Genomic DNA, 24,408 nt, shown 5'->3' on the forward strand with positions numbered 1-24,408 from the left:
GGATCAAGCGAAGCCTATCGGATCGAGCGTAAACGTCCTGTTAAAAAACGCGATTTTCGTATATAGAATGCGGGGTTGTTGAGCGGGATGCGGGATGCTGGGTTGCGGGTTAAAGCAGGGGTGCGCCGCGAGAAATGACCGTGCAAGCCAGGGGTTGCACTCTTGTTGTATTTGCCGGTATCCAAGGCATGCAAATGCGGGCGTTCTGGCTTCTGGCATGCCCCCTTCACGCGGGGTGTCCGGTCGGATAGCATGGCGAATCATCGATGCCCGATCGAAGCTGTTCGAGCACGTCAATCAACCTCTATCGAGGTAATAAGTGAAAAAAACGAAGACTGCCCTCAAGGTTCTGTTGTTGTCCTCAGTAATGTGTCCGATTCTTGTCTGGGCGCAAGTGCGTGGCTGCGAAGCAAAGCGTGCTTCGGTGGAAAAGGAAATTACGTATGCTCAGGCGCATAGCAATGCGCGTCGTGTCGATGGTCTGGAAACCGCGCTTGCCCGGCTGAATGCCAACTGCACCGATGAAGAATTGCGCAGCACGAGCCAGCGTAAAGTTGATGCGGCGCAGAAAAAGCTGACGGAACGCGAACACGATTTGCAGGAAGCCAGGACTCAAGGGAAAATTGCAGAGCGCCAACGCAAGGTGGATGAAGCGCATGCCGACCTGGAGCAGGCACAGGCGGAAAGCATCGACTGAACCAGGCAGGATGGCTTTCTAGTCCGCCGGCAATCGCGCGGACTGGAAGTTGGAACAAAGCGGGTACGCGGTGCCCTTGGCATTGGTGCCCGCTATCAGTTGATTTCAGGTCGGGTAGTAATTGTCCCCACGAAACATCTCTCTTTCTAGCAGGAGCCGATCCATGCGACCGCGTGTTCATCTTCTCTTCATTACCTCATTCGCTGGCTTGTTGTTGAGCGCTTGCGCGCAGACCAGCCCCGTCGAGTTTTCCGTATCGGGAGCGGATGCGCCATCGCTCAATCAGTCGAGCGATATGGACTTCGGCCCAATGGACAGGACGATCGCGCAATGCAAAACGGTCTCGAAGCAGGCGGGTCCGGATCAATGCTCGAAAGTTCGTGCATACGAGTCGTGTATGAAAACCAAAGGCTACATCACCGTACTTGGGCCGGAAAATCCGAAAGGTTGCGGCGATCCGGAGTGGGAGAAAGACGTGAGGAAGTGGCTTCAATGAGGGAATGGCCGGAACCGTTGCATGGCTCAGGCGTGTCGCGAGTCGTCCGACCGTGCATCAAGCGCCTGACGGTCTTCTGACCGGCTTCCGGATCTGAGAAAGCAGGCGAGGAAGACTCAGCAATTTGTCGGGTCCGGCAAAAATCGTATCTAAACACCTCGCCGGTGCACGAACTGCATCGCGAGTTTGATCAATAAGCGCGTGATACTGTGGCAGCAAATCGCCTCGGCGTCGGATGCACTCTTTCGCATTCCTTTCGCCAATCGTCGACAACCCAGAAAGGATTTGTACGATGGCCAAGGTCTCTGCAGGGGTGGGTCCACAGTTCCCACAAGTCGTGGTTCTATTCGGCGCCACTGGCGATCTGGCTCGACGCAAGCTCTTGCCGGGCTTGTTCCATCTGTCGAGCGCAGGATTCATTCCGGGCTGCAGGATCATTGCCGTCGCACTCGACGACATTCACGTTGACGACTTTCGTCGCACGGCGAAAGAAGCGCTTGACGAGTTTTCTTCTCGCAAGGTCGCCCAGACGGAGTGGGACACTTTCTGCGCCAATCTCGACTATGTGCCGCTGACAGCTGGTGCGGAGGCGCTCAAGTCGGCGGTGCAGACGGCCGAGTTGAGCTTTAACGGCGAGTGCCGGCGGCTGCACTACCTGAGCGTTCCACCTAATGCCGCGCTCTCCGCAGTCGGCATGCTCAAGGAAGCGGGCCTGGTGGATCGCTCACGGATCATCATGGAAAAGCCGTTCGGAACGGACCTGAAGAGTTCCGTCTCGCTGAATGCGCGCTTGCACGAAGTCTTCGAAGAAGAGCAGATCTTCCGGATCGATCATTTTCTGGGGAAGGAGCCCGCCCAGAACATTCTCGCTTTCCGCTTCGCGAACGGTCTGTTCGAGCCAATCTGGAATCGCAACTTCATCGACCATGTTCAGATCGATGTGCCTGAAACGCTGGGTCTCGGCAAGCGCGCGGGCTTCTATGAACAAACAGGCGCGTTTCGCGACATGGTCGTCACGCACCTGTTCCAGATTCTCGCGTTCATGGCGATGGAGCCACCGACATCGCTTGAACCGTCGCCCATTAGCGAGGAGAAGAACAAGGTTTTTCGCAGCATGCTGCCGATACAGCCAACTGACGTTGTCCGGGGGCAGTACACCGGGTATCGGGCCGAGGAAGGAGTCAGTCCAGAATCGGAAACAGAAACATTCATTGCGTTGAAATGTTCGATCGATAACTGGCGCTGGGCCGGCGTTCCATTTTATCTGCGCACGGGAAAGCGGCTTGCTGAAGGGCAACGCATCATTTCCATCGCGTTTCGCGAGCCGCCGAAGAGCATGTTTCCGGCCGGATCAGGCGTTGGTTCGCAAGGACCGGACCATTTGACGTTCGATCTGGCGGACGCCTCGAAAATGTCGCTTTCTTTTTATGGCAAGCGCCCGGGTCCCGGGATGCGGCTGGACAAACTAAGCTTGCAGTTCGCCATGCGCGATACCGGTCTGATTGGCGAAGTGCTGGAAGCCTATGAGCGATTGATCCTGGATGCCATGCGGGGAGATCGCACGCTTTTCACGACTGCTGAGGGTATTGAGCGGCTGTGGGAAGTATCGACAGCCTTGCTCGAATCTCCTCCCCCGGTTCGCTTCTACGCACCGGGCTCGTGGGGGCCGAATGCTATCCATCAGCTTGTTGCACCCCGGGCGTGGCGGCTTCCATTCGAGCGAGCGTGGCGGGATCCGAACGCGCTGGGTAGCTGACTCGATTCGACGCCAGAGTGGGCGCCTGCTGTTTCTATCGCAAACAGCTCGCCGCACGTCTCGCGTCGCATCGTTTCATTGAGGCTGCCCAAGACAGTCCGCTTCCTGAGCAAGCGTGAGTCCGGTCTACTGGGCGGCGAGCTTTGCGCTTTGTCGCTTCATGCCCTTGAAGATTTTGTCCGACGCGTCCTTCGGAAACCCGGCCGGCAACAGCGCCTCAACCTCCTCAATAACACCTTTCGTCATGTCGACCAGTGCCGTGATCATTTCCTCCACGTCTGCAGGGGCAAGCGTCACTCGTTGTCCCTGCGCAATCCAGTGGCGGCGCCTGATGTCATTGATCAGGCTGTGCGCATTCTTACTTCGCACTGCCATTGCGAGTCTCACTCGATGCGGAGAAATGAGGTTCGGCCCGTTTCCAATGATCGGGTGCGCGGAGAGAACATCATAGATGGGTGTAGCTTCGTAGCGATTCGACTTCAGGTGTGCAATGCTAAAGTTCTTTGCGTGACCGTCGGTTGCCGCGAGCATCCAGAAGACGATCTGCGTCATAAAGAAATTCCGCTGGTCGATCGCGGACCGCTCTGAACCGGCGAGCACTTCCATGACCTTATGTATTCCGGGTCCACCATCTGACTCATATTTGGCTGAAGCGGGCGTCCCGGTTGCCTGGCACATATCTTCCTGGGGTAGCCTCAGGATCCATGAACCGTCGCTCGCATACCGGCGATCGAATCGCTCGACGACGAGAACTTTTTGGTCCTCGAAGGTCGCCATGTCGCAGTGTGCAATGGGCAAACCATATGCTGCGACGATTTTCGAGCACAGCCACTCGTTCTCCACCGACGTGCGCATGTCAGCGCGCATGTTTCCAACCAGCCCAAGAGGCAGCTTCAGAATATGCGTGGTAGGGGTACTGCCTTCCGGGATGAACCACCGGCCGTCGTGCCGCAAAAGCGCAGTTTTCTCTTGTGCCCCGGCTATCGACAGGCGTAAGTCGTCGATAGGCTCATGTTGGCCCAACACGGGCGGGGCGGTTGTCTCCTGCAATAGCCGCGCGATTTCGGCCTCGTTGAGGGGACGCCCGTTGATCTGCTCGAGATTGGCCGGGGTTTCCTCCGGCGGTAGCAATTGGATCGCGCCTACGCAGTCGCGGCCTAGCTTGGCCAACAACTCGAAAGGCGACGTGCCGCCAGTTTTGTATCGGCTGGCAATACGTTCACGGATAGTCTGGCTATCTGGCAACAGGTTATCGAAATAGTCGGAGACAACCGCTCCTCGATAAGGCTGGTTGCCGGCTGTAAAGGGCAACGAGAGTGACAGTGGACGTCCCTGTTGATCAGCTAGCCATTCTTCGAAGTAGGTGAGTTTCTCGCCGTCCCGGGTGGTCTCCCACCTACCGACCGGCAACCCGTTCATCCAGAGGTTCAGGCTTTTAGCCTGTGCGCGGCGGCCCATTATTACCAGTCCTCGCGCTTCTTGGAGGCAGCGGCCGCCGGCTTGCGCCTGACCGGTTTTGGCGAGCCTTGCGCGTTGCCGCTTGCCGCTGTGACAACGGCGGACTTTCGTTTGCCCGCCGTCTTGGTTGCCACCGCAGTCGCACGGATTTTTGTCAGGCTCTTTTTCACCGGCACCGGCGGCTCCCCGGTTCGCATGCCTGCGGGCGTGCGCCCCTTGATGTTCGCCGGGCCCGACGTCTGGGTGAGAACGATACCGACCTTGAGCACGGTCAAAACCTGTAATAGCCGCTCCATGCTGGCGGATTCGGGTTTTGCCTCAAGTTGGGCGTAGGTCTGCTGGGTGACCCCCAAATGGCTCGCCATCTGGGCTTGCGTGAGCCCGGCGGCTTTGCGGAAACCAACAAGGAGTGGTCTTAGCTGGAAGGGGGTTTTGACGGGATAGTCCACAAGCGGCCTTGGTGGTCCGAACAGGGTTTGAACTGTAAATGACAGAAACAGTATATGTGCTGTTTTTGAAAATTACAATAAATAGGCTGTAAATGTCAAATACAGTAAATAACCTGTTAGACCGGCCTGCGCCACTCTCAACCAGGCTCGGCGGATCCGGATCGGATGAATGGCGATCCGCGCGCGCCGGGCATGAGCGCGGCGTCGCTGGCGAAGGTCACGGCCTCTCCACTTAAACCCGCAACGCCTCGCGCAACATGTCCGGTGACAGCGGCAAATTCCTGAAGCGTTTGCCGGTCGCGTCAGCGATGGCGTTCGCCAACGCCGCCGACATCGGTCCTTGCGACGCTTCGCCGACACCCAGGAACGGCGTCCCCGGCCGATCGATCAGATCGACATCGAGCACCTTCGGCGCCGACGAAAAACGCAAGATGGGGTACTGGCTCCAGTCGAAACTCGTAATGTTGTGCGCGTCGAAGGTGGTCGCCTCGAGGAGCGTCCAGCTGGCCGACTGCACAATGCCGCCTTCGACCTGATTGCGCACGCCGTCCGGATTCACGATCTGTCCGCAATCGATCGCGCACGCCACGCGCTCGATCGTTACGTAACCCGTTTCGCGTTCGACCGCGACTTCAACGGCCAGCGCGCAGTACGCCATCAGGTTCTTGTACATCGCGAACGCAAAGCCCACGCCGCGCGACGGCGCGCCGTCATGCACGCGATGTGGCCAGCCGAAACGCTGCGCTGCGCGTTCGATCACGTCACGCGCGCGCGGATCGTCGAGATGCTTCAGGCGGAACGCAACCGGATCGGACTGCGCGGCGAGCGCGAGTTCATCGATGAAACTCTCGATCGAAAAGATGTTGTGATACGCGCCGAGCGAACGCATGGCCGACACGCGGATCGGCATGTCCGGCAGGAAATGATGCTGCACGTAAAGATTCGGCAATCGATACAGCGGAATGCTGTTGCGATCCCCCCCGCCTTCGGGCATTGGAATCGGTTTCGGCGGCGCGGGCGTGAAGGGCTTCGACAGAAACCACGTCGGCATGAAGCGCCCGGCGTTTTCAATACGATTGTTGTGCGTGTTGCTCCACACCTCGAACTTCCAGTCGACGATCTGGCCGCTTGCATCCAGGGATGCCGTCACGTCGCTCGACATCGCCGGTCCGAACGGCTCCCATGTGTGCTCCTGATCGCGCATCCATTGCACGCGCACGGGCTTTCCAGGCACGGCGCGTGCGATCAACGCGGCGTCGGCGGCGACGTCGTCAGCGCCATTGTGTCCATAGCAACCGGACCCTTCGACGTGGATGCAATGCACGCGCTCGGGCGGCATCGACAACATTTCGGCGAGGCCTTTGCGCATCGGAAATACGCCTTGCGTGTGCGTCCAGACCGTCATAGTGCCGTCGTTGAGCCACGCGACGGCGCACGACGGGCCGATCGATCCGTGCGTCAGATACGGCTTCGTATATCGCGCGTGCAAGGTCTGCGTCGCGGGCGCGGCGGCGGCCGTTTTATTCGCGACGGAGATTTCCTGCGCGGGCAGTTTTTCGAGCGTTTCGTGGATTGTCGACTGCGCGGGCAACGGCGGACCACTGCGCCATTTCGCGGCGTCTGACAGCGCGCGCATTGCCACGATGGCGCGCCATTCATCGTCGGCGACGACTGCAAGATAGCTGCCGTCCTGCACGACCGCGATCACGCCGGGCATTGCGCGTACCGGCTTGATATCGACCGATTGCAGCGTCGCACCGTATGACGGCGGCCGTACAACGCGGGCATGCACCATGCCGGGCAACTTCAAGTCCTGCACATAACGCGGCGCGCCGGTTACCTTGCCCGGAATATCCACACGATGAAACGACTGCCCGATCACCTTGAACGTCTTTGGATCTTTGGTCGGTGCACCGGGCATGGCATTGCGATGCAAGTTGATGCCGCTCACCGCTTCGCCGAAGGTCAATCGACGGCCGTCGTTCGCGATAATTTCGCCGTCCTGCGTCGTCAGCGATGCAACATCGACGTTCAATCGTGTGGCCGCCGCTTCGAGCAACAACGAATGCACCTGCGCGGTCGCGTTGGCAATTGCGGTGCCGCTGTCGGCGGTCGAATGACTGCCGGCGGTGTAGCCTTCATCGGGCGTCGCGTTCGTGTCGGCAGTGACGAGGAGGATGCGTTCGGGCGTCACGCCGAGCTGTTCGGCGGCGATCTGCATGAACGCCGTGCGAATGCCGGTGCCGAGTTCCGCCTTGCCGGTGAACACCGTGATGCGGCCCGCCTCGTCGATCTTCACCCACGCATCGAGCATGGGCGATGTCTTCAAACTGCCCGGGAGCTGCGGCGCGGACACGGTGAACGTGCCGGCTTCGGTCGTCGTGGTCTGCGCGAGCGCGCGGACGGCAGGCAGCAGCGTGAAGCCGACCATGACGCTGCCGGCCGCAAGAAAGCGCCGGCGGTTGAGGTTGTCAGGCGGAATGCGCGGCTCGTTCATGCGGGTTGCCCCGCCTGACGAATCGCGGCAAGGATGCGCATGTGCGTACCGCAGCGGCACAGATTCGGTTCCATGTGCGCGCGAATCTCTTCGTCGGTGGGCGACGGTACGCGATCGAGCAGCGCCTGCGCGCGCATCACCATGCCTGCGATGCAGTAGCCGCACTGCGCCGCCTGTTTATCGATGAATGCCTGTTGCAGCTTGCCCGGCTCGTCCATGCTGCCGAGTCCTTCGATGGTACGCACAGGACGGGTGCCGACGACCGCGACCGGCATCAGGCACGAGAACACCGGCTTGTCACCGACGATCACCGTACACGCGCCGCATTGGCCCAGACCACAGCCGAATTTCGCGCCGTGCAGGCCGAGCTGATTGCGCAGGGCGTAGAGGAGCGGCGTCGACGGATCGATATCGAGTTGATGCGGCGTGCCGTTCACAATGAGCTTCATCATGGTTCGTGAGACTCCTTGCGCAGGCGTTCGATGTCGGCTACGTCGAGCGTCCATGCGGGTTGGCTGCTGAAATTCGAGCGCAGGTAAGCGGCGAGATCGGCGATCTGCGCGTTGGTGAACGTGTCCGCGAAGCCGGGCATGAAGGCGGCGCGTGTGCTGCGATCGGTGGGAATGCCGTCGAGGATCATCCGCAGCGCGTTGCGTGGATCGTGCGCGTTGACCGCGGTGCCGAGGGCGAGCGATGGACGGCTGCCGAGCGTGGTCATCGGTGCGTTCGTTGCGTGGCATGAAGCGCATGCTGCTGAGAAAAGCACTGCGCCGTTGTGGATGTTGCTCGTGTTTGCCTCGGCCGCTTGCTGCGTTGCTTTCGGCGATGCTTCGGCTGGTTTTTGTAGCGAGAGCAGATACGCGGCCATTGCATCGATGTCGGCATCGGATGCGTTCGTCAGCGATTGCGTCACCGCTCGCATCGGTCCGGCCGCTGCACCATGTTGATTGGAGAAACCGGTGCGCAAATACGCGGCGAGTTGATCGTGCGTCCACGGTTCGGGCGCGCTCAGCAACGTCGTCAACGCGGGCGCCTCCCAGCCTTCGATCACGTTGCCGTCGAACGCGTCGCCGCGCTTTTCTGCGCCGAGCAGATTCATCGGCGTGTGGCAGGCGGCGCAATGCGCGGGGCCGTCGATCAGGTATTTGCCGCGTATGAGTTGTGCGCCATGCGTTGCGGTTTCTGCTGGCGCTTGAACATCCGCTTCGCCATCCGCTTCGACGCCGGGATGCAAGAAGAACAGATTCCATGCTGCCATCAGCGGACGGATACTCAGCGGGAATATCAAGCGGTTCGCGGGCGCGGTGGAATGCACGGCATCGCGCGACATCAGAAACGCATAGAGCGCGGCGATGTCGGTGTCCGTCATGTGCGTGAAGTGCGGATACGGAAACGCAGGGTAGAGCAGGTGGCCGTCGCGCGCGACGCCGCGACGCATTGAACGTGTGAAGTCGCCAAGCGTCCAGCCACCGATGCCGGTTGTGCGATCGGGCGTGATATTGGTCGAATAGATCGTGCCGAACGGCGTTTCGAGCGGACGGCCGCCTGCGAAAGGCGCACTGCGATTTGCTGTGTGACACACGACGCAATCGCCGATCGCGGCCAGGTTCGCGCCGTGTTTGAGCAGGGTGGTGTCGGTGAGCGATAGAGGGGACGTTTCTGCTGCGTTAGCCGTCGATGTGAAGTGCGGATGCGCGAGCGAGCCAAGCGTCACCGCGAAAAACGCGGCGCATAACAATGCGCTCAGCAATGCCGCCAGCCCGATCGACCTCTTCATCGCGTCTCCATCGATGCGTCCGATTCAGCCGTCATATATAGCACAGGATTTTGCGAATCGCGCTGCGCCAAAGGATTCAATTAAGGTATCGATAAGGCCGATGACATCAACGTGGCATGGAAATGGCGAAATGGTCAGCCAGTCCCGCCTACTTAGTCCTGCAATAAACGGGAATTAATATAAAAAAACGCGGCCCGCAAGCCGCGCTAAAAAGATGAAAAAGACTGCCCCTGTCCAAAGGGCGAATCACTCTAAAAGTTAAGCCTGTGCATGACAACAGTAGTGAATGGAAGAGTCCATTGATAAAATGACGTGAAACTTTTTTCGCAGAGTTCGATCGGCGTAAATCTTACAAGGCCGTCCTGCAAAGTCCTTTAGCGACCACGTCGCATATGCACAACAAATAGGCCTTGACACCAACTTCACGCATCCAATGTGAAAGGTGTTTTTTCCTTAATCTACTTGCACTTATCTGCTTAAGCTTTCGCCATTGCGGCTTCAGAAAATACTATTGCTTGAAACGCGGCTAAAGAAATCGTCTGCGGGAATACACTGCGCAGCGGATCGCCGATCAGGTTATCGACGATTACTTGAATACGATTCTCTCGCAATGTTTCGGAGCTTTACAAATCATGAAGAAAACCCTCATCGCAGCTAGCCTCATGAGCGTGTTCGCCATCACCGCTCACGCACAAAGCAGCGTCACCCTTTACGGCACATTAGATGCCGGCCTTGTGTTTGCAAACAACGAAGGCGGCCACAGCAACTGGCAACAAGGCAGCGGTTCGGTATCGAACACTTACTTCGGCTTGCGCGGCAGTGAAGACCTGGGCAGCGGCCTGCACGCAATCTTCACGTTGGAAAGCGGCTTTAACCTGAACAACGGCAATTTCAGCGAAAACAGTACGATGTTCAATCGTCAGGCGTTCGTCGGCTTGCAAAGCAATCAGTACGGTACGGTGACGCTCGGTCGTCAGTACGACTCGGTGGTTGATTATCTGGCGCCGCTGTCAGAAGCCGGCGCAGGCTATGGCAACAACCTGGCCGCTCACCCGTTCGATAACGACAATCTCGACAACTCGTTCTCGGTCAAGAACGCAGTGAAGTACCAGAGCGCGAATTACGGCGGCGTGAAGTTCGGCGGCCTCTACGGTTTCAGCAATGCGGCCGGGCAGTTCTCGAACAATCGCGCATGGAGCGCAGGTGCTTCTTATGGCAATGGCCCGCTGAGCGTCGCAGCCGCTTACCTGCAGCTGAACAACTCGGGCAGTAATAACGTGGGTGGCGCCATATCCCAAGGCGACGGCACTGCAGCTATCGCCGCGCAACAGCAGCGCACCTACGGCGCCGGCATCAACTACGCTTACGGCCCGGCTAACGTTGGCCTCGTCTATACGCATACGCAACTCGATGGCATCACCGGCGTGAACGTCGGCGGCACGACGCTGCCGGGCGTGGCCGGCACGAACCTGCATATGGACAACTACGAAGTGAACGGCCGTTATGCGCTGACGCCGGCCCTGAGCCTCACTGCGGCGTACACGTTCACCGACGGCAAGGTATCGGGTTCGAACGGTTCGGGCGATCCGAAGTGGCAAACAGCGTCGCTGCAAGGCGATTACTCGCTCAGTAAGCGTACCGACGTGTACCTGGAAGGCGTGTATCAGCACGCATCGGGTGAGCTCGGCAACTTTGGTGCGAACGTTGCATCGATCAACACGTTGTCGCCGTCGTCGACCGCCAATCAGACGGTCGTCGCCGTGGGTATGCGTCACCGCTTCTAAGTTGACTTAGCATTAGTACACGCGCGCATGAAACGGTCATGCGCGCGTCCCATGGCCCGGTAGACGACACCCGGGAAAGCGGATAGCAGAAATAGGCGCGCTGAACGTCTCAGGCCGTGCTCGGCAAATCGCCGCTGTTCTACTTTCAGGATCTTCGTGTTGAACGCCAGATCACTTGTCCACGGCAGCGACCTCGACCTCGATGCAATCGCGGCTGAAGTCGGGTATGTTGACGGCGCGACGCTGGGTACGCTGTTGCGCGAACGGTTAGAGCGGGGAGTACGTGAGCTTCGCGCGGACTTGCGGTAACGGGGCGCAATTCGGAGTGCCAACTGGACGCGACGGTATGTGGGCGGTCAATTTTCCCAATGGGCAACAAACGCTCCGACAAATCCGTCATACTGCTTCGGATTAGAATTCGCAGCATCGGCACAACGGTTGCTACCGTGTCCATTTGTCGCCGTTTTTTTATCGAGCGACGCCGTTTTTCTCATCTGCAAGGAGAACGCGATGACCCCTTCCCCCGTTCTAATCGTCGGCGCAGGTCCGACCGGCCTGACACTCGCACTCACGTTACAGCGGCACGGTATTGCCGCTCGTGTCATCGACAAGCTGGAGCATCCAGCCGGCCTGTCCAAAGCACTCGCCGTCTGGCCGGCAAGTCTCGAAGTGCTCGCTGCGCTCGGCATGCACGACGCCTTCGCGAAAGCGGGTGCGCCGCTGCGCGCTGTCACATTTGGCGACGGCGGCAAGAAGCTCGCGCATGTGGACATGAGCGAAGGGATCGATAGCGCGTATCCGCAACCGATCCTGTTGCCGCAATCGAAGACCGAGAAAATCCTGAACGCGCAGTATCTGAGCACAGGCGGCATGATAGAGCGTGGTGTCGAACTGGTTTCGCTCGAGGAGAGCGACGGCACGGTCAGCGCGACTCTGCGCCATGCTGACGGGCGTAAGGAAACAACGAACGCCGCGTGGGTCGTTGGGGCAGACGGCGCGCGAAGTACCGTGCGTCACGAGCTTGGCATCGACTTTGAAGGTTATACGGAGCCCGAACTATTCATGCTTGGCGACGTGCGTATCGACGGTGCGGACCTGGACCGGCACAGCATCCACATCTGGTGGCATGACGGCGGCACGATCGCGCTGTTTCCGTTCGAGGACGGAGTGTGGCGGATCATCGTCGAGCGCAAAGGCGCTAGACAACAGTCCGGTGAACGCGAAGGTGACGGCAACAGCAACAGGCAAGCACCACACGAAGACTCGCCCGCGACGCTCGAAGAACTGCAACTGGCGATAGACCGTCACGGCCCTCCGGGCGCGCGTCTGTCGCAACCGGGGTGGCTCTCGTCGTTTCGCACGAACGAGCGTCTCGCGGCACGCTATTGCAGCAAGCGCGTGTTTCTCGCTGGCGACGCCGCGCACATCCATACGCCGGCGGGTGGGCAGGGCATGAACACCGGCATACAGGACGCGTTCAATCTGGGCTGGAAGCTCGCCTATGTGCTGCAAGGACGCGGCGACGCGCAGATGCTGATCGACAGCTATGAAGCCGAGCGTCGTCCGGTCGCGCATCAGGTGATCGGCCATGCATCGCGGTTGATGCACGCGGCGATGTCCGGCAATCCGATCATGCGTTTCGCGCGCGACGTGGCTGTATCCGTACTGGGTCGCGTACCGGCATTGCAGGCGCGGTTACGCACTGAAATGTCGGAGACGGAGATCACCTACGACGAGGGACTGCTAGTCGAACATGCCGGCAATTCACGCCATCCTGCACGGGGATTTTCCGGCACGCGTGCGCTCGACCTGCGCTGGACCGATGCGAAGAGCGGGGCGGCGCGCACGTTATGGCCGTCGCTGTGCGAAGGGCGCCACACGCTCGTGACGTTTGGCGAAGTCGATGCAATCACTCGGCGCGTCGCACCGTTTAGCGGTGTCGTGCAGACGATCGGATTCGATGCCACGGGCGAACCCGCGACACGCTATGGATTCGATGCGCCGGGTTATGTCCTGATCCGCCCGGACCAGGTCGTCGCCGTGCGCGGCAACGCGGAGGATGTCGCCACGCTCGACCGATATCTTGAGCGCGTCCTGCGCATGAGTGATGGTCATGCCGCGGCGACTACTTAGCTTCTGGCTCCGCGACCATGGGCGTGAGTGGCGTTAGACGCGACTAAGCTGAACGCCGGATGCTGGTTGACGACGCCAGAATCGCGTATCAATTCAGAGCCGCGCGCACCTCACGAAGAATTTCTTCCGAGAGGAAAGAACGAGGTCATATGGAAACCGATTGGCAGTTGGTACGCGAAGTGTTGAATGCGGCGATCGATAGTTGCGAGAGATTGGAGCTATCTGGCTATGTCGAAGAACACAGAGGACGGTCAGTCGCGGTCAACGGGCAACCAGTGAGCGTTCAAGAATTCCTGGTGAGCGCCTGGACCTTACCCGAGAACACGCGCTACGCAGTGATCCGGCAGCGGCACGAAAAAGGGTTGGACAGTCCATACGTTCCAGAATCAGCAAGGATTATTATGGCCGTGGCTGCTGCATGCGCCGAACTTGTTGGCGCAGCGAAGAACCCCCCCGGGGGCGATCAGATGCAAGCAATGGCGGATTGGTATCGGAACCATTTCGACCCTAATGTAAAGCGGGCAATCGCATCCAGTTAGTCTCCAGGTTTGCATGCGCGTCCACTTTAATGCGCAAGGCTGAGAGGTTCTTAACGGCAGTTGGCAATACGACGCTCGTCTATAAGATAAAAATGATTACCGCGCGTAGACACTTTCGGAGATTGGTGACGTGGCTGATCGAACTGCCTACCGTAAGGCTGATTCCGCTTGCGCTCGCATTCACTTACGTGGCGTCCATACCAACCATCGCTTTCGCCGTCTTTCATCCTGGAACGCTGCTCGGCGGACCAGGTTGGGGGAAGAATGATCTCATCAAAATTATCGTGCTGGGTTGCATCCTGGCGCCGCTGTTGGAGACGGCAGTATCGCAATGGGCTTGTATCCGACTGTTGAAAAAGCTGCGGCTTCCCACCGGAATGGCCGTCGTGCTATCCGCCGCATTCTTTGGGTTGGGCCACAGCTACAGCATCTTGTATATATGCATGACGTTCTTTGTGGGGCTGGTGCTGGGATCAGTATTTGCAATTGAAGACGCGAGAGGTGGGCACCCGTTTTTAGCGACTCTCGCAGTCCATGCCCTGCGAAATTGGGTGACGGCAGGCCTTACGATGTTCGTCCTCTGAATACAGCTGACAGAGGCCTGACGACGGCGAGCGAACGTGTTGTTTAGGGTCGCGCTCCGTTAGTCAACGGCAGGTCGTAATCGGCCACAAAACGACGTCCACAATTCTATAAACGCGCCTGGATCGTACGGAAACCGGTGCGCGGCTGTGCTCTTCAGCGAAGCGCAGCCGCTATCGCCTCGTCAATCTGCACCGCAAAGCGCGCTTCAACATTGGGCACCGTGAAGCCAATCGACAGTTCCAGATAGGCGTCGCCTAGCACCAATTGAACGAATGTCGCTGCCCGTATTGCCGCAGTCGATTCGTCCAATCGCTGTCGCAGAATTTTTGCGGCGAAGGCACGCACGACCTTTGCGCCATTCTCGTAAAACACCTGGCCGAGTTCAGGAAGACGCTCGGCCTCGGCAACGATGGCGCGGTAAAGCCGAAGATTGTCCAGCGTAATAAGGCTTCGTGCCAGTAACCATCCCAACTCGCGCAACTGGACTTCAGGTGATCCATCGGATTGCTCGTCCTGAGCGCTGGCAAGAAATCCACCCACGTGAGCGCACATCTCGCTGACCAGACCCACGAAGAGCGCCTCCTTCGACTTGAAGTGCCGGTAGACCGTCTGTTTGCCAACGCCCGCGGCTGCGGCGACATCGTCCATCGTTGCCAAGCCGAAACCCTGGCTTAAAAAGACGGCTTTGGCGCCGTCGAGGATGGCGGACCGCTTACGGCGTTGCAGCGGGCTCAGGTCGGGGAGAGTGGACGTGTTCATGTCAGATAAATAACAGATCATCGAGTAGTTGACAAGACTGGTCAGTCTCGTTTAGATTTGACGAAACGAGACCAGTTAGTCTCGTTCGTGCGAAATTATTGATTTTTCAGCCAGAGATCGAGGGAATGCTATGAAACTATTTATTACGGGTGGTACGGGCTTTATCGGGCAAGCGGTCGCGCGCAAGGCAATTAGTCTCGGCCATCAAGTGACAGCGCTCGTGCGCGACGACAAGTCGGCGGCCGCGGGTTCGCTGGCAAGTCTCGGCGTGAAACTGCATGTTGGCGACTTGCGTGAGCCGCAGTCGTTCGCAGCCGCTGCCGGTGCCGCCGATGGCGTGGTGCACATGGCGTCGACCAACGACGCTTCCGCCGCGGCTGCTGATGAGGCCGCGGCCGTAGCGATGCTGTCGCATTTGCATCCGGGCGCGGCGTTTGTCTATACGTCGGGCACATGGGTCTACGGGAATACGGAAGGTGAGCCCGCAACTGAAGCATCGGCGCTGAACCCGACGCCGCTTGTCGCCTGGCGGCCCGCAGTAGAGCAACAGGTGCTGGCGCTGGCAGCACGCCGCTCGATTGGCGCAGTGGTCCTCAGGCCGGCGATGGTGCACGGCTACGGCGGCGGCGTCTTCGGCATGCATGCCGGCATGGTCCGTCAGACCGGCACGGTGAGGGTCATTGGTGATGGTCGCAACCACTGGCCTGCCGTTCACGTCGATGATCTCGCCACGGCCTACCTGAGCGCGGTGGAGCGGGCGGCAAGCGGGGACGGTCGAGTCGCGGGACAGATATTCAACGTGGTCGCCGAAGATGCGGTTGCTGTCGCCGAAATGGGTGAAGCGATTCGGGCCACGGTCGGCGCCGATCGCGTCGAACCCTGGCCACTCGACGATGCCCGTAAATCACTTGGACCATTCGCTGACGCACTGGCGCTCGATCAGACTGTAAGTGGTCAGCGCGCCCGGGAAGTTCTCGGGTGGAAGCCCCATGGCCCCGGCCTGATCGCGGACCTCTCTGTGCAGAAGCACTTTCAACCGGGCAAAGGAGCATGACGATGGCGTTAGACATTCAATCCTTCGAATCGATTCTCACGATGATCGTAGCGGTTCTGTTCGCGATTGCCGGGGTAGTCAATCTCGCGGGACGTGGCGCGGTGAAGCGCGACTTCGAACACTGGGGTTATCCGGCATGGTTCCGGTTGCTCTGTGGCGCTCTCGAGTTGCTCAGTGCGGCACTTCTTCTTGGACAACAGACCAGAGTTTTAGGCCTGACCTTGACCGGTGCGATCATGATTGGCGCGCTCTTCACATTGCTGCGGAACCGGGAGCCGTTCCAGCATTTCGCTCCGGCGCTGATCTTCTCGGCTCTTGTTGTGGTGACGGTGGCGCTTCGTATTTGAAGCTTGCCCGGGTAATCGGTTTTGCTTAGCGAAATTGCAGAGAACGCGTGGGGATCAGCTAACGCAATGACCGACGACGTCGCAGCTCATCCTTTATACAGGGTGGCCTTGTGCCCTGTCGTGGCGCGATGCCAGATGACGTCGTCTGACAGCGTCGTTTCAATAAACTCAACCGGCACGCCGGCGTTGTCGATGACCGCAACACGGTAGTCGTCGATGGGTTCGTACGGCCCAAGAATGACCGTATGATTTTCAATCGCCGCTGCGAGGCCGCTTACCTTATAGGCAACATGCGGTTGCGTGCGCAGTAACGCGTGCAAGGGCGAATCACCTGTCGGCTTTGTGTATCTTCTCCAGGGCGCTCGAGACCTGGTTCAACGATAGAGCGTCGTGCAAGGCAATGGCAATGGCACCGCAATCGCGTGAATATCGGCACCTCAACTATTTGGGGGTCATAGTCGATTCAAGCAAACGTCTTCGCGTGTCGTCGCGGTTCGATTGCCGCGCCTAGCAATGGTCAGCGCCGGATTGAGTAAGCGAGACGCTCGGCACCTCATTTGCGCGCCGGCGACACACTTTGGCCTGCGTACTCCTCTGTATCGCCCGTTGCCTTCGAGGCAGGGACGTTTGCTATCGACTACGAACGCCTATGCTTCGCGCGCAGCGTCACACCGACAGATGGCCCGGCATCGTAATAGGCTCTGCCGGATCAACATGAACCTCAAGCAGCGCTGTGCGCGGTGAACGCAACAGCGCATCGATGGCAGGTTTCAGCCCTGCAGGACTCGTACAGCGCAGACCTTCCGCGCCGCATGCAGTCGCTATCTGCGCGTAGTCGATAGCACCGAGTTCACATCCATAGGCAGGGTTGCCCAACTCCTTTTGTTCGAAGACCACTTCCGCCAGCATGTCGTTGCGGAGAAGAACCACTTTGACCGGCAGGCCGTTCTTCACGGCCGTCGACATTTCCGCCATGAGCATCGCAAATCCACCATCGCCGACAATCGCCACCACTTGACGCGCCGGGTTGGCAAGCTGAGCCGAGATTGCAAATGGCAGGCCGGGCGCCATCGTGGCGAGCATGCCGGTGGCGACAAGTTGCTGGTTACGACGCAAGGTCAGGAAACGCGCAGAGAAATGCGTGTTCGCCCCACAATCCAGACACACGATTGCGTCTGGCGCCAATGCATCGCTGACAGCGCGGATGACGCTTTGCGGCCTCAGTGGAGTGCGTTCGGTCGCGGCTACTCGATCAAGCAGCGCATTCCACTGCACGACGCTTCCCTGGATGTCGCGCAGAAAGGCATCGTCCTTCTGACGCAGCAGGGGAAGTAGCGCGCGCAGCGTCTCCTTCGTGTCGCCGACAAGGCCCACTTCCACCGGAAAACGCAGTCCTATGCGTTCGGCCTTGATGTCCAGTTGTACACCGCGCGCGGCGCCCGGCTTCGGATACGAATCGACCCATGGCATCGTCGTGCCGATAATGAGTACCGTATCGCACCGATGCATGGCTTCCTCGGACGGAACCGTGCCAAGGTGCCCGATGCCGCCCGTGGAGAACGGTGAATCGTCGGGCAGCACGGTGCGCCCCAGCAGCGCTTTGGCGACTGGTGCATTGAGCCGGCTTGCGACCTGTTCCAGTTCGGCTGTTGCGCCGAGCGCGCCTTGGCCCGCCATGATCGCCACCCGGTTGCCGGCGTTGATCAAGTCGGCTGCGGCCTGCAACTCATTGCGTGCCGGTGTCGGAGTGGGGCGGCTCCATGCGGTTGAAGTCCGTAAGCCGTGATTTTCGGAGGATGCTTTGTCTTCAGAGAAATGCATGCCCTGCACGTCTTTCGATACCGTCAGGTGCGCGACGCCGCGCGAGCCGAGCGCGGTGCGGCAGGCGATGTCGGTGACTGTCAGCGCATGGCGGGGACCCGTCACAACGGTGTTATAGAGCGCGACGTCCTGCATCAGTGCAGAGGTGTCGACGCTCTGCTGAAAGCGCGTTCCGATCAGGTCGTGGAAGGTGAGGCCGGTGATGGCGAGAACCGGTGCGCCGTCGAAGTGGGCGTCGTATAAACCGTTCATCAGGTGCACGGCGCCGGGTCCGGTTGTTGCGACGCAGACACCCAGACGTCCCGTTGACTTGGCCCATCCCGATGCCATGAACGCCGCAGCTTCTTCGTGCCGCACGCCAATGAAGCGGATCTTGTCCTGGCGCCTGCGCAGCGCTTCGATGATGGGATTGATGCCGTCGCCGACCATGCCGAAGACATGATCGACATCCCAGGCCAGCAAGGTTTCGACGATCACGTCGGCCGTCGTTGCGTCGCTGTCAGGCTGAAACGACGGCTGGCGCCCGAGCGTCGCGGGCTGCCCTGAAGGCGACGCCGCCGCCTGCGCCGAAGCGGTCCGGACGGCGAGCAGGCCGGCACCCCCGGCGGCAGCCGCACGCAACATCGCACGGCGTTGCGGGGACTGCGGTCCCTCGTCGGCGGTGGTCCGGTCAAATTTTGAGTCGGATGGTGGAGTCGAAGTCACGACGTACTCCCGATAACACGCAGCCAGATCTGCGCGGTCCGCGCTTCGCGCACTGGTATTGGCATCGGCGAGGCACGGGTCGCCTAGAGCAACCTGACGACGGATCAGCAAGCCGTGATCCCGACGCTTCACTGGCCGTTGCTGCATCTATGGATCGAGAAGACGGTCGAGACAACGAATAAGTTGACTAAGACGCCGATGCTCTCTTTTGCATTTAAGGGCAAACACAGTATTGCCGGACGCGTCGAGCAACGGCTAAGAGATGGGTTGTCATCTGCAACCTCAAATTTTGGAGGCCCGCAGCAGTGCAAGCGTGTCGATGTACTCCCGGATGTTCGTCACTTTGTCATTTCGAACCGTAATGGCGAAGACCCAATATGTTTTACCAACCCCGGCTGCTGCTTAGGGCGACTTCTGCGCGACGAGTTCTCTCGCCAAGAGGAAATAAGTCGGAGCCGTAAGCGCCGCTACTCGCATGCACCGCCGTCCAAGGCGTTTCCTCGCAGAGAGTCCCAAAAGCTCCCGTTGCTTAATCCGCAACGGCGGACGCTTGAACTTGCACGCAACAGGTTTTATTTCGAGTTATTCTGATAGAAATACCTGACGTATATTTCGTGACGGGAGGACGGAATGGTCGATTTGCTCAATCTCAAGAACTTCGTTGTCTTATGCCAGGTAAGGAACTTCGGCCGGGCGGCCGAGCGTTGTCACGTGTCGACGTCTGGATTAAGCAGACGAATCAGTGGCCTGGAAAATTGGGTCGGCGCGCCGCTTTTCGACCGGTCGCGTCCATCGCTCGAATTGACGGAAGCCGGAGTGCGCTTGCTCGATGTTGCCGCGCAGGTTGTTGACGCGCTCGAGTGCGCTCGGGAGCTTATCCAGGGAGATCGGATTCACCAGTCCGATTTTCCGTCGGGTCCGCAATGCAATCGGCTGGACCTTTTACTCATGCACCGGCCATAACACCGAGACCGCTAGCACTTTGCGATCTTCAAAAAAAATTGTCTCATTTCAAGAAATACGGATTACTAAATAAATTACGAAAACCCATCAGTTCAGGACTGTCAGTCGAAAAACCCCGGAGAATTGAAATGCCTGTTGTGATCGATGCCATTGAAGAAGTTGTCGGACGTACCGTGCGTCGCGATATAAGCCGTCTCGTCGCGTTCGCGAAGGGTAACCTTGAGAAGGCCGCGAGATCCATCGCTGAACATCCGGCGCCGCACGTGGGAATCGTATGTGGGTTTTTTGTGCGGCACGCCGAGCCGCCTTCACCGGAAACAGACGGGCTCAATGGCATGGGTCAACTCGCCGCGGGACTGGTAGAGGCGGGAATTCCGGTAACGGTGATCTCGGACGCTCCGTGCGGGAAAGCTGCGTGGGCCGTCACCGACGTGTTGCCCGGCAAGGTGGCTCTGGAAATCGTGTCGGTGAATGCCGCGTCGGTCCGGCGTCTTCGCGAGCACCTCGAAACCTCGGAAAAACCACTGACGCATATCATCGCAATCGAGCGATGCGCGCCTGGATCGGACGGCAAGCCGCATCGCGAGCATGGCTGGGATATCTCCAACGACACCGCGCCACTGGACCTGCTTTTCAAGGACGAAGGATGGGAGCCGAAATGGACGACCATCGGCGTTGGCGATGGCGGCAACGAGATCGGCATGGGCGTGCTGCCAAAGTCGCTGGTGGAATCCGATATTCCCAACGGGCCGTTGATCGCCGCCACCACGCCAGCCGATTACCTTATCGTGGCGGGCGTCTCCAACTGGGGGGCGTATGGCTTACTTGGCGCGACCGCACATCTTCGTCCCGATCTCGCGCCGAAGTTGCTCAAGCACTTCAACGGCAAAATGGAATTCACGATCCTCGATGCCGCGGTGCACGTCGGCCAGGCAATCGACGACAGCAGGGTGGACCGTCTGGGGCAATTGCAGATGACCATCGACCGCTTGCCGCTCGATAACCACATTGCGGTGATCGACGAGATCGCGGCGTTGGTAACGGAGGCCCGATGACCATGAAGCGATCGCCTCGAATTGTTTTGATCCATGCTACGCCGGTCGCCATGCCGCCGATTCATCACGCGTTTTCAGAGGCATGGGGCGAGGCCGAACTGGTCAATCTGCTCGACGACGGCCTGACCGCGGAACGGGCGAAAACGCATGACCTCTCGCAGAGTTTAGTTGAACGCTTCGTTGACCTCGTGCACTACGCGCATAGGGCCGGCGCGGACGGCATCCTCGCGACTTGCTCCGCGTTCGGGCCTGCGATCGAAAGAGCCGCGTCGGAGTTGCCGGTCCCGGTGCTCAAGCCCAACGAAGCAATGTTTCGCGCCGCGTTTGAGTACGGTAACAAGATCGGCATGCTCGCGACATTCGCCCCTGCAGTGGTCACGATGGAAGCAGAGTTCGCCGAGGAAGCCGCACGACGCGGGTCATCGGCGAGACTGGAAATCATCGTGGTCGACGATGCCATCGATCTGCTGCGCAAAGGAGAGGAGCAGGCACACGACCGGCTGATCGCCGAACGAGCGCCCGAGCTTGCCCATTGCGATGTGGTCCTGCTCGCTCATTTCTCGACATCGCGGGCGACGACCCTGGTTCAGCAACGCATTAGCAATCCAGTGCTTAGCGCACCGGCGACGGCCGTGCGGCGTTTGCAGCAACTTGTCGACCTTGGAGCTAACTGTTGATCCGATATGCGGGCATTACTGTGTCGTGCAGCACTTTGGCAGTAGCGATTTTCCTGAAGGAGCCAACTCATTTTTCGTGATGTATTGACCGGCTACTTGTGGAAAATTTTTGTTTTCGCCATCGACTGCCTGCAGGTTTCTACACCGTATTTGCCTCGATGGAAGTTACGCAAATGATCGCTCTCTCGCGCTTGACCGGCTTTTTTACCCATGACAGTATATGTAACGGATACGTGAATGGGCCTCGCTGTTGACGCATGGAGGGTTGGTCCGGCAGTGAGCCATAAATTAATCGTCGGCCTTCAATGGGTCGTCAATACCGCACAAGCGGCGAATTAGCCAAACCTCAAAGGAAAAGCCATGAACGTTCGAAAATTAGCCGCCTGCATGCTATTAGGTGCGACCTTTGTCATGAATGCCAGCGCGGCCCTCGCGGCGGATACGCTGAAAGCCATCAAGGACCGGGGCACCATTGTTGTTGCGATCGATTTCACGCATCCGCCCTATGGAATGCTCGACACGAAAGCCGAGCAAACAGGCACTGATTTCGATATCGCGAAGCTCATCGCCAGTGACCTTGGCGTCAAGCTTCAGGTCTTGTCGGTGAACGGTCCCAACCGCATTCCGTTCCTGCTGACCAACAAGGCGGACATTGTCATTGCGTCGTTCTCCATCACCGATGATCGGAAGAAGGTGATCTCGTTCACGCGTCCATATGCAACGGAGCCAATCCTGATTCTCGCGCCGGGTAAGGACAGCATCAAGACGCCGGCTGATCTGGCCGGGAAGTCGGTTGCTGTGGCGCGAGGCAACACGGCGGACCTGGACCTGACTAACGTCATCAAAGAGAAAGATGTCAAGGACGTGCAGATCGTTCGATACCTCGATGAAGCAACAGCCAGAACAGCGGTTTCATCCGGGCAGCAAAGCATCTTTGCGGCATCGCTCGCCGACGCCATTGCGGTCAAGCAAGCTAGTCCTAATCAGCATTTCGAATTGCAGTTCAGAATGAGTGAAGATCCGCTCGGCATTGGCTTGCGTCAGGACGATCCGCAACTAATGGCGTGGCTTAATGACTGGGTGGGCAAGAATTTGAAGAACGGCAAGCTCAACGACATCTATATAAAGTACTTTGGTGTGCCGTTGTCGAAGACGGTGATGAACTGATCGGGCATGCCTTGTGTCATCCGTTTTTATCTATCTAATTAGGATTCCAGATTGGAAAATTCCATATTTTCTGCGCCGCAGCCTAGCACTTATGTGACACCTTTGACGGTGCACAATGGGCTTGGATTTCTGATATGACTTTCCGTGTCAAGCGTCGATGTTCAGATTTTTATTTCACTCATATTCGAGTGGGCGCTGCAATTTCCTGAGGGCGGCGTAGCAGTAAAACTCGACGGTGAATCAGGCTGATATTCGCGGGTTGGTTACCGCATTACAGAGATCCGTTTCGTGAGTCTGCCGCTAGCTTTGTGCGCAAGTCGGAATGAACCGTTGCCAAGAAATGACGCGGATAACTCGAATACCGGGCTACGCCGCCTTCAGGAAACTACCGTTTCATTGCGAACTGCTTTTTTGCTGCCTTCACCTGCCTTACTCCGAGCGCGGGCTCGCCTGCGCCATGCCCAACCGGCCGATGTCCCAGATGAAGCCCGCCAGTTCGCGAGCCACCGCGACGATGGCCACATTGGTGCTTTTGCCGCGCGCCACCAGCTTTCGATAGCGCCGGCACAGGCGCACCTGCGCGTCCCACGCCCGATCGACGATAACCTTTGGCAAGCCCTCATGACGACGCTGGATCTCGGGGCTCACTTTGGCCGTATGCCGATAACTCCAGGCCGCCTCGATGAGCAGTTTGCGGGCAAAGGAATTGCCGGTCTTCGTGATACCGCCTTGGCGCCGTTTGCCTCCCGAGGAATACTCCGAGGGCGTCACGCCAAGCCAGGCCATCAACTGTCGGGGGTGCGCAAAGCGACTCAAATCGCCTAACTCCGAGAGCAAGCCCACGGCAGCGGTGAACTGGATACCGCGCATCGATTGCAGAGCAAGCACGGCGGGATAAAAGCCCCAGCGTGGCACGGCATCGCGCATGGCCGATTCCAGACGCTGGCATTGTGCAAACCGATCCTCGATGGCGCGGCGTAACTCGTTAAACGCGAAATCCTGCCACTCGTTGCCAAACGAGAATTTGCTTAACCAGTTGCGGTGCGCCGGTCCCCAATTGGCCACCCCCACGTAGCGCACGCCGTGCGAGAGCAAAAATGCCTTCAGTGTCTGGCGCGCGCGCTTAAGCTCGTCGCGCGATTTTGCCCAGGTTCGGGCGAGATCGCGAAACGCTTCGTCTTCGACGGTGGGGATGTTGACGGCGCTGAGATCGCCGGCGCGCAGCGAGCGCACGAGCTTGATGGCATCGCGCCGGTCGGTCTTCACGCGATCGCCGGGTTTGCGCGGTATCTGCGTGGGGGCGCACACCATGCACTGGATGCCTTTGTCGCTCAGGCGCCGCTGCAAGACGTAGCCAAAGGGGCCCGCCTCATACACGACACGCACGTGCTTGGCCTTGGACAACAGCCGCTTGCACAGACGATCAAGATCGGCCTGAGTGGTGCCGATCTTGCCCAGCACCTCCACCTCACCGCCGTCCAGCGCGTAAGCGACGGTGATGGAATCCTTATGAACATCCAGTCCGACGAACAATGTGCTAACGTTTTGCATGCTGGCCTCCGGGTTGTAAATGAACACTTCGAGTGAGCGGTTCGCCCTCACTTTTACGGCTCTGGCTTTATGCTAACCCGCGCGGTTCAACTCTTCCTGTGGGGCCAGCCCTTACTTCCACGGAAGTCATACTGACTT

At 58.9% G+C, this 24,408-nt stretch carries 22 protein-coding genes and 1 pseudogene; 14 read left to right on the forward strand and 9 right to left on the reverse strand.

Features of this window, described 5'->3' with window-relative positions; all coding sequences use genetic code 11:
• The first annotated feature begins 319 nt into the window (after positions 1 to 319).
• From ACMX25_RS35210 to zwf, 3 genes are all read left to right on the forward strand, one after another.
• Entirely contained in the window at positions 320 to 697 is a 378-nt protein-coding gene (locus ACMX25_RS35210; protein WP_414954504.1) for a DUF1090 domain-containing protein, read from the forward strand.
• 163 nt (positions 698 to 860) lie between these two features.
• On the forward strand, positions 861 to 1,193 hold the full coding sequence (locus ACMX25_RS35215; RefSeq protein WP_414954505.1) for a hypothetical protein: 333 nt from the start codon (positions 861 to 863) through the stop codon (positions 1,191 to 1,193).
• Between the two features lie 292 nt (positions 1,194 to 1,485).
• Positions 1,486 to 2,949, forward strand: a complete 1,464-nt coding sequence (zwf, locus tag ACMX25_RS35220) for a glucose-6-phosphate dehydrogenase (protein WP_414954506.1) — start codon at positions 1,486 to 1,488, stop codon at positions 2,947 to 2,949.
• A gap of 126 nt (positions 2,950 to 3,075) precedes the next feature.
• On the opposite strand, the gene ACMX25_RS35225 is transcribed toward zwf, so the two are convergent.
• The 5 genes from ACMX25_RS35225 to ACMX25_RS35245 form a co-directional block, all read right to left on the reverse strand.
• Positions 3,076 to 4,410 (reverse strand): type II toxin-antitoxin system HipA family toxin, encoded by a 1,335-nt coding sequence (locus ACMX25_RS35225; protein ID WP_414954524.1) that lies wholly within the window; start codon positions 4,408 to 4,410, stop codon positions 3,076 to 3,078.
• On the reverse strand, positions 4,410 to 4,856 hold the full coding sequence (locus ACMX25_RS35230) for a helix-turn-helix transcriptional regulator (protein ID WP_414954507.1): 447 nt from the start codon (positions 4,854 to 4,856) through the stop codon (positions 4,410 to 4,412). Before ACMX25_RS35230 ends, ACMX25_RS35225 begins: the two co-directional genes overlap by 1 nt.
• 232 nt (positions 4,857 to 5,088) lie before the next feature.
• Complete coding sequence (locus ACMX25_RS35235) at positions 5,089 to 7,353, reverse strand: xanthine dehydrogenase family protein molybdopterin-binding subunit (protein WP_414954508.1); 2,265 nt, start codon at positions 7,351 to 7,353, stop codon at positions 5,089 to 5,091.
• Positions 7,350 to 7,805, reverse strand: a complete 456-nt coding sequence (locus ACMX25_RS35240; protein ID WP_414954509.1) for a (2Fe-2S)-binding protein — start codon at positions 7,803 to 7,805, stop codon at positions 7,350 to 7,352. Before ACMX25_RS35240 ends, ACMX25_RS35235 begins: the two co-directional genes overlap by 4 nt.
• Positions 7,802 to 9,130 carry a c-type cytochrome gene (locus ACMX25_RS35245; protein WP_414954510.1) on the reverse strand — a complete coding sequence of 443 codons (1,329 nt, stop codon included), beginning with the start codon at positions 9,128 to 9,130 and terminating at the stop codon, positions 7,802 to 7,804. The genes ACMX25_RS35240 and ACMX25_RS35245 overlap by 4 nt, the downstream gene beginning before the upstream one ends.
• 632 nt (positions 9,131 to 9,762) lie before the next feature.
• Here ACMX25_RS35245 and ACMX25_RS35250 point away from each other — a divergent pair.
• The 5 genes and pseudogenes from ACMX25_RS35250 to ACMX25_RS35270 all read left to right on the forward strand — a co-directional run bounded on the left by ACMX25_RS35250 (position 9,763) and on the right by ACMX25_RS35270 (position 14,170).
• A complete protein-coding gene (locus ACMX25_RS35250) occupies positions 9,763 to 10,914 on the forward strand; it encodes a porin (RefSeq protein WP_414954511.1) in 1,152 nt (383 codons plus the stop codon).
• A 110-nt stretch (positions 10,915 to 11,024) separates the two neighbouring features.
• Positions 11,025 to 11,223 (forward strand): annotated as a pseudogene (locus ACMX25_RS35255) (AraC family transcriptional regulator); the annotation flags it as partial.
• 201 nt (positions 11,224 to 11,424) lie between these two features.
• Positions 11,425 to 13,047: an FAD-dependent monooxygenase gene (locus ACMX25_RS35260; RefSeq protein WP_414954512.1), complete on the forward strand. Its 1,623-nt coding sequence runs from the start codon at positions 11,425 to 11,427 to the stop codon at positions 13,045 to 13,047.
• 149 nt (positions 13,048 to 13,196) lie between these two features.
• Positions 13,197 to 13,586: a hypothetical protein gene (locus ACMX25_RS35265; RefSeq protein WP_414954513.1), complete on the forward strand. Its 390-nt coding sequence runs from the start codon at positions 13,197 to 13,199 to the stop codon at positions 13,584 to 13,586.
• 125 nt (positions 13,587 to 13,711) lie between these two features.
• Entirely contained in the window at positions 13,712 to 14,170 is a 459-nt protein-coding gene (locus tag ACMX25_RS35270; RefSeq protein ID WP_414954514.1) for a CPBP family glutamic-type intramembrane protease, read from the forward strand.
• A gap of 154 nt (positions 14,171 to 14,324) precedes the next feature.
• On the opposite strand, the gene ACMX25_RS35275 is transcribed toward ACMX25_RS35270, so the two are convergent.
• Positions 14,325 to 14,930: a TetR/AcrR family transcriptional regulator gene (locus tag ACMX25_RS35275; RefSeq protein WP_414954515.1), complete on the reverse strand. Its 606-nt coding sequence runs from the start codon at positions 14,928 to 14,930 to the stop codon at positions 14,325 to 14,327.
• A 130-nt stretch (positions 14,931 to 15,060) separates the two neighbouring features.
• Here ACMX25_RS35275 and ACMX25_RS35280 point away from each other — a divergent pair, with 130 nt between their 5' ends.
• Together ACMX25_RS35280 and ACMX25_RS35285 are read left to right on the forward strand one after the other, a co-directional pair.
• Positions 15,061 to 15,984: an NAD-dependent epimerase/dehydratase family protein gene (locus ACMX25_RS35280; RefSeq protein WP_414954516.1), complete on the forward strand. Its 924-nt coding sequence runs from the start codon at positions 15,061 to 15,063 to the stop codon at positions 15,982 to 15,984.
• Positions 15,985 to 15,986: 2 nt separating this feature from the next.
• The gene (locus tag ACMX25_RS35285; protein WP_414954517.1) at positions 15,987 to 16,331 is read left to right on the forward strand and encodes a DoxX family protein; all 345 of its coding nucleotides are present in this window, start codon (positions 15,987 to 15,989) and stop codon (positions 16,329 to 16,331) included.
• 86 nt (positions 16,332 to 16,417) lie between these two features.
• Here the strand turns inward: ACMX25_RS35285 and ACMX25_RS35290 are convergent, their stop codons facing one another.
• Positions 16,418 to 16,651: a hypothetical protein gene (locus ACMX25_RS35290; RefSeq protein ID WP_414954518.1), complete on the reverse strand. Its 234-nt coding sequence runs from the start codon at positions 16,649 to 16,651 to the stop codon at positions 16,418 to 16,420.
• Between the two features lie 346 nt (positions 16,652 to 16,997).
• Positions 16,998 to 19,004, reverse strand: coding sequence for a thiamine pyrophosphate-dependent enzyme (locus ACMX25_RS35295; RefSeq protein WP_414954519.1), 2,007 nt, complete (start codon positions 19,002 to 19,004; stop codon positions 16,998 to 17,000).
• A 483-nt stretch (positions 19,005 to 19,487) separates the two neighbouring features.
• On the opposite strand from ACMX25_RS35295, the gene ACMX25_RS35300 reads away from it, so the two are divergent.
• The 4 genes from ACMX25_RS35300 to ACMX25_RS35315 all read left to right on the forward strand — a co-directional run bounded on the left by ACMX25_RS35300 (position 19,488) and on the right by ACMX25_RS35315 (position 22,719).
• Positions 19,488 to 19,820, forward strand: coding sequence for a LysR family transcriptional regulator (locus ACMX25_RS35300; protein WP_414954520.1), 333 nt, complete (start codon positions 19,488 to 19,490; stop codon positions 19,818 to 19,820).
• Between the two features lie 128 nt (positions 19,821 to 19,948).
• On the forward strand, positions 19,949 to 20,875 hold the full coding sequence (locus ACMX25_RS35305; RefSeq protein WP_414954521.1) for a glutamate cyclase domain-containing protein: 927 nt from the start codon (positions 19,949 to 19,951) through the stop codon (positions 20,873 to 20,875).
• Between the two features lie 2 nt (positions 20,876 to 20,877).
• A complete protein-coding gene (locus tag ACMX25_RS35310; RefSeq protein ID WP_414954522.1) occupies positions 20,878 to 21,552 on the forward strand; it encodes an aspartate/glutamate racemase family protein in 675 nt (224 codons plus the stop codon).
• A gap of 360 nt (positions 21,553 to 21,912) precedes the next feature.
• Entirely contained in the window at positions 21,913 to 22,719 is an 807-nt protein-coding gene (locus ACMX25_RS35315; protein ID WP_414954523.1) for a transporter substrate-binding domain-containing protein, read from the forward strand.
• Positions 22,720 to 23,148: 429 nt separating this feature from the next.
• Here ACMX25_RS35315 and ACMX25_RS35320 read toward each other — a convergent pair whose 3' ends face one another.
• Positions 23,149 to 24,270 (reverse strand): IS110 family RNA-guided transposase, encoded by a 1,122-nt coding sequence (locus ACMX25_RS35320; protein ID WP_414949685.1) that lies wholly within the window; start codon positions 24,268 to 24,270, stop codon positions 23,149 to 23,151.
• Positions 24,271 to 24,408 lie beyond the last annotated feature (138 nt).

The organism is Caballeronia eucalypticola (assembly GCF_047608185.1).
Lineage (GTDB): Bacteria > Pseudomonadota > Gammaproteobacteria > Burkholderiales > Burkholderiaceae > Caballeronia.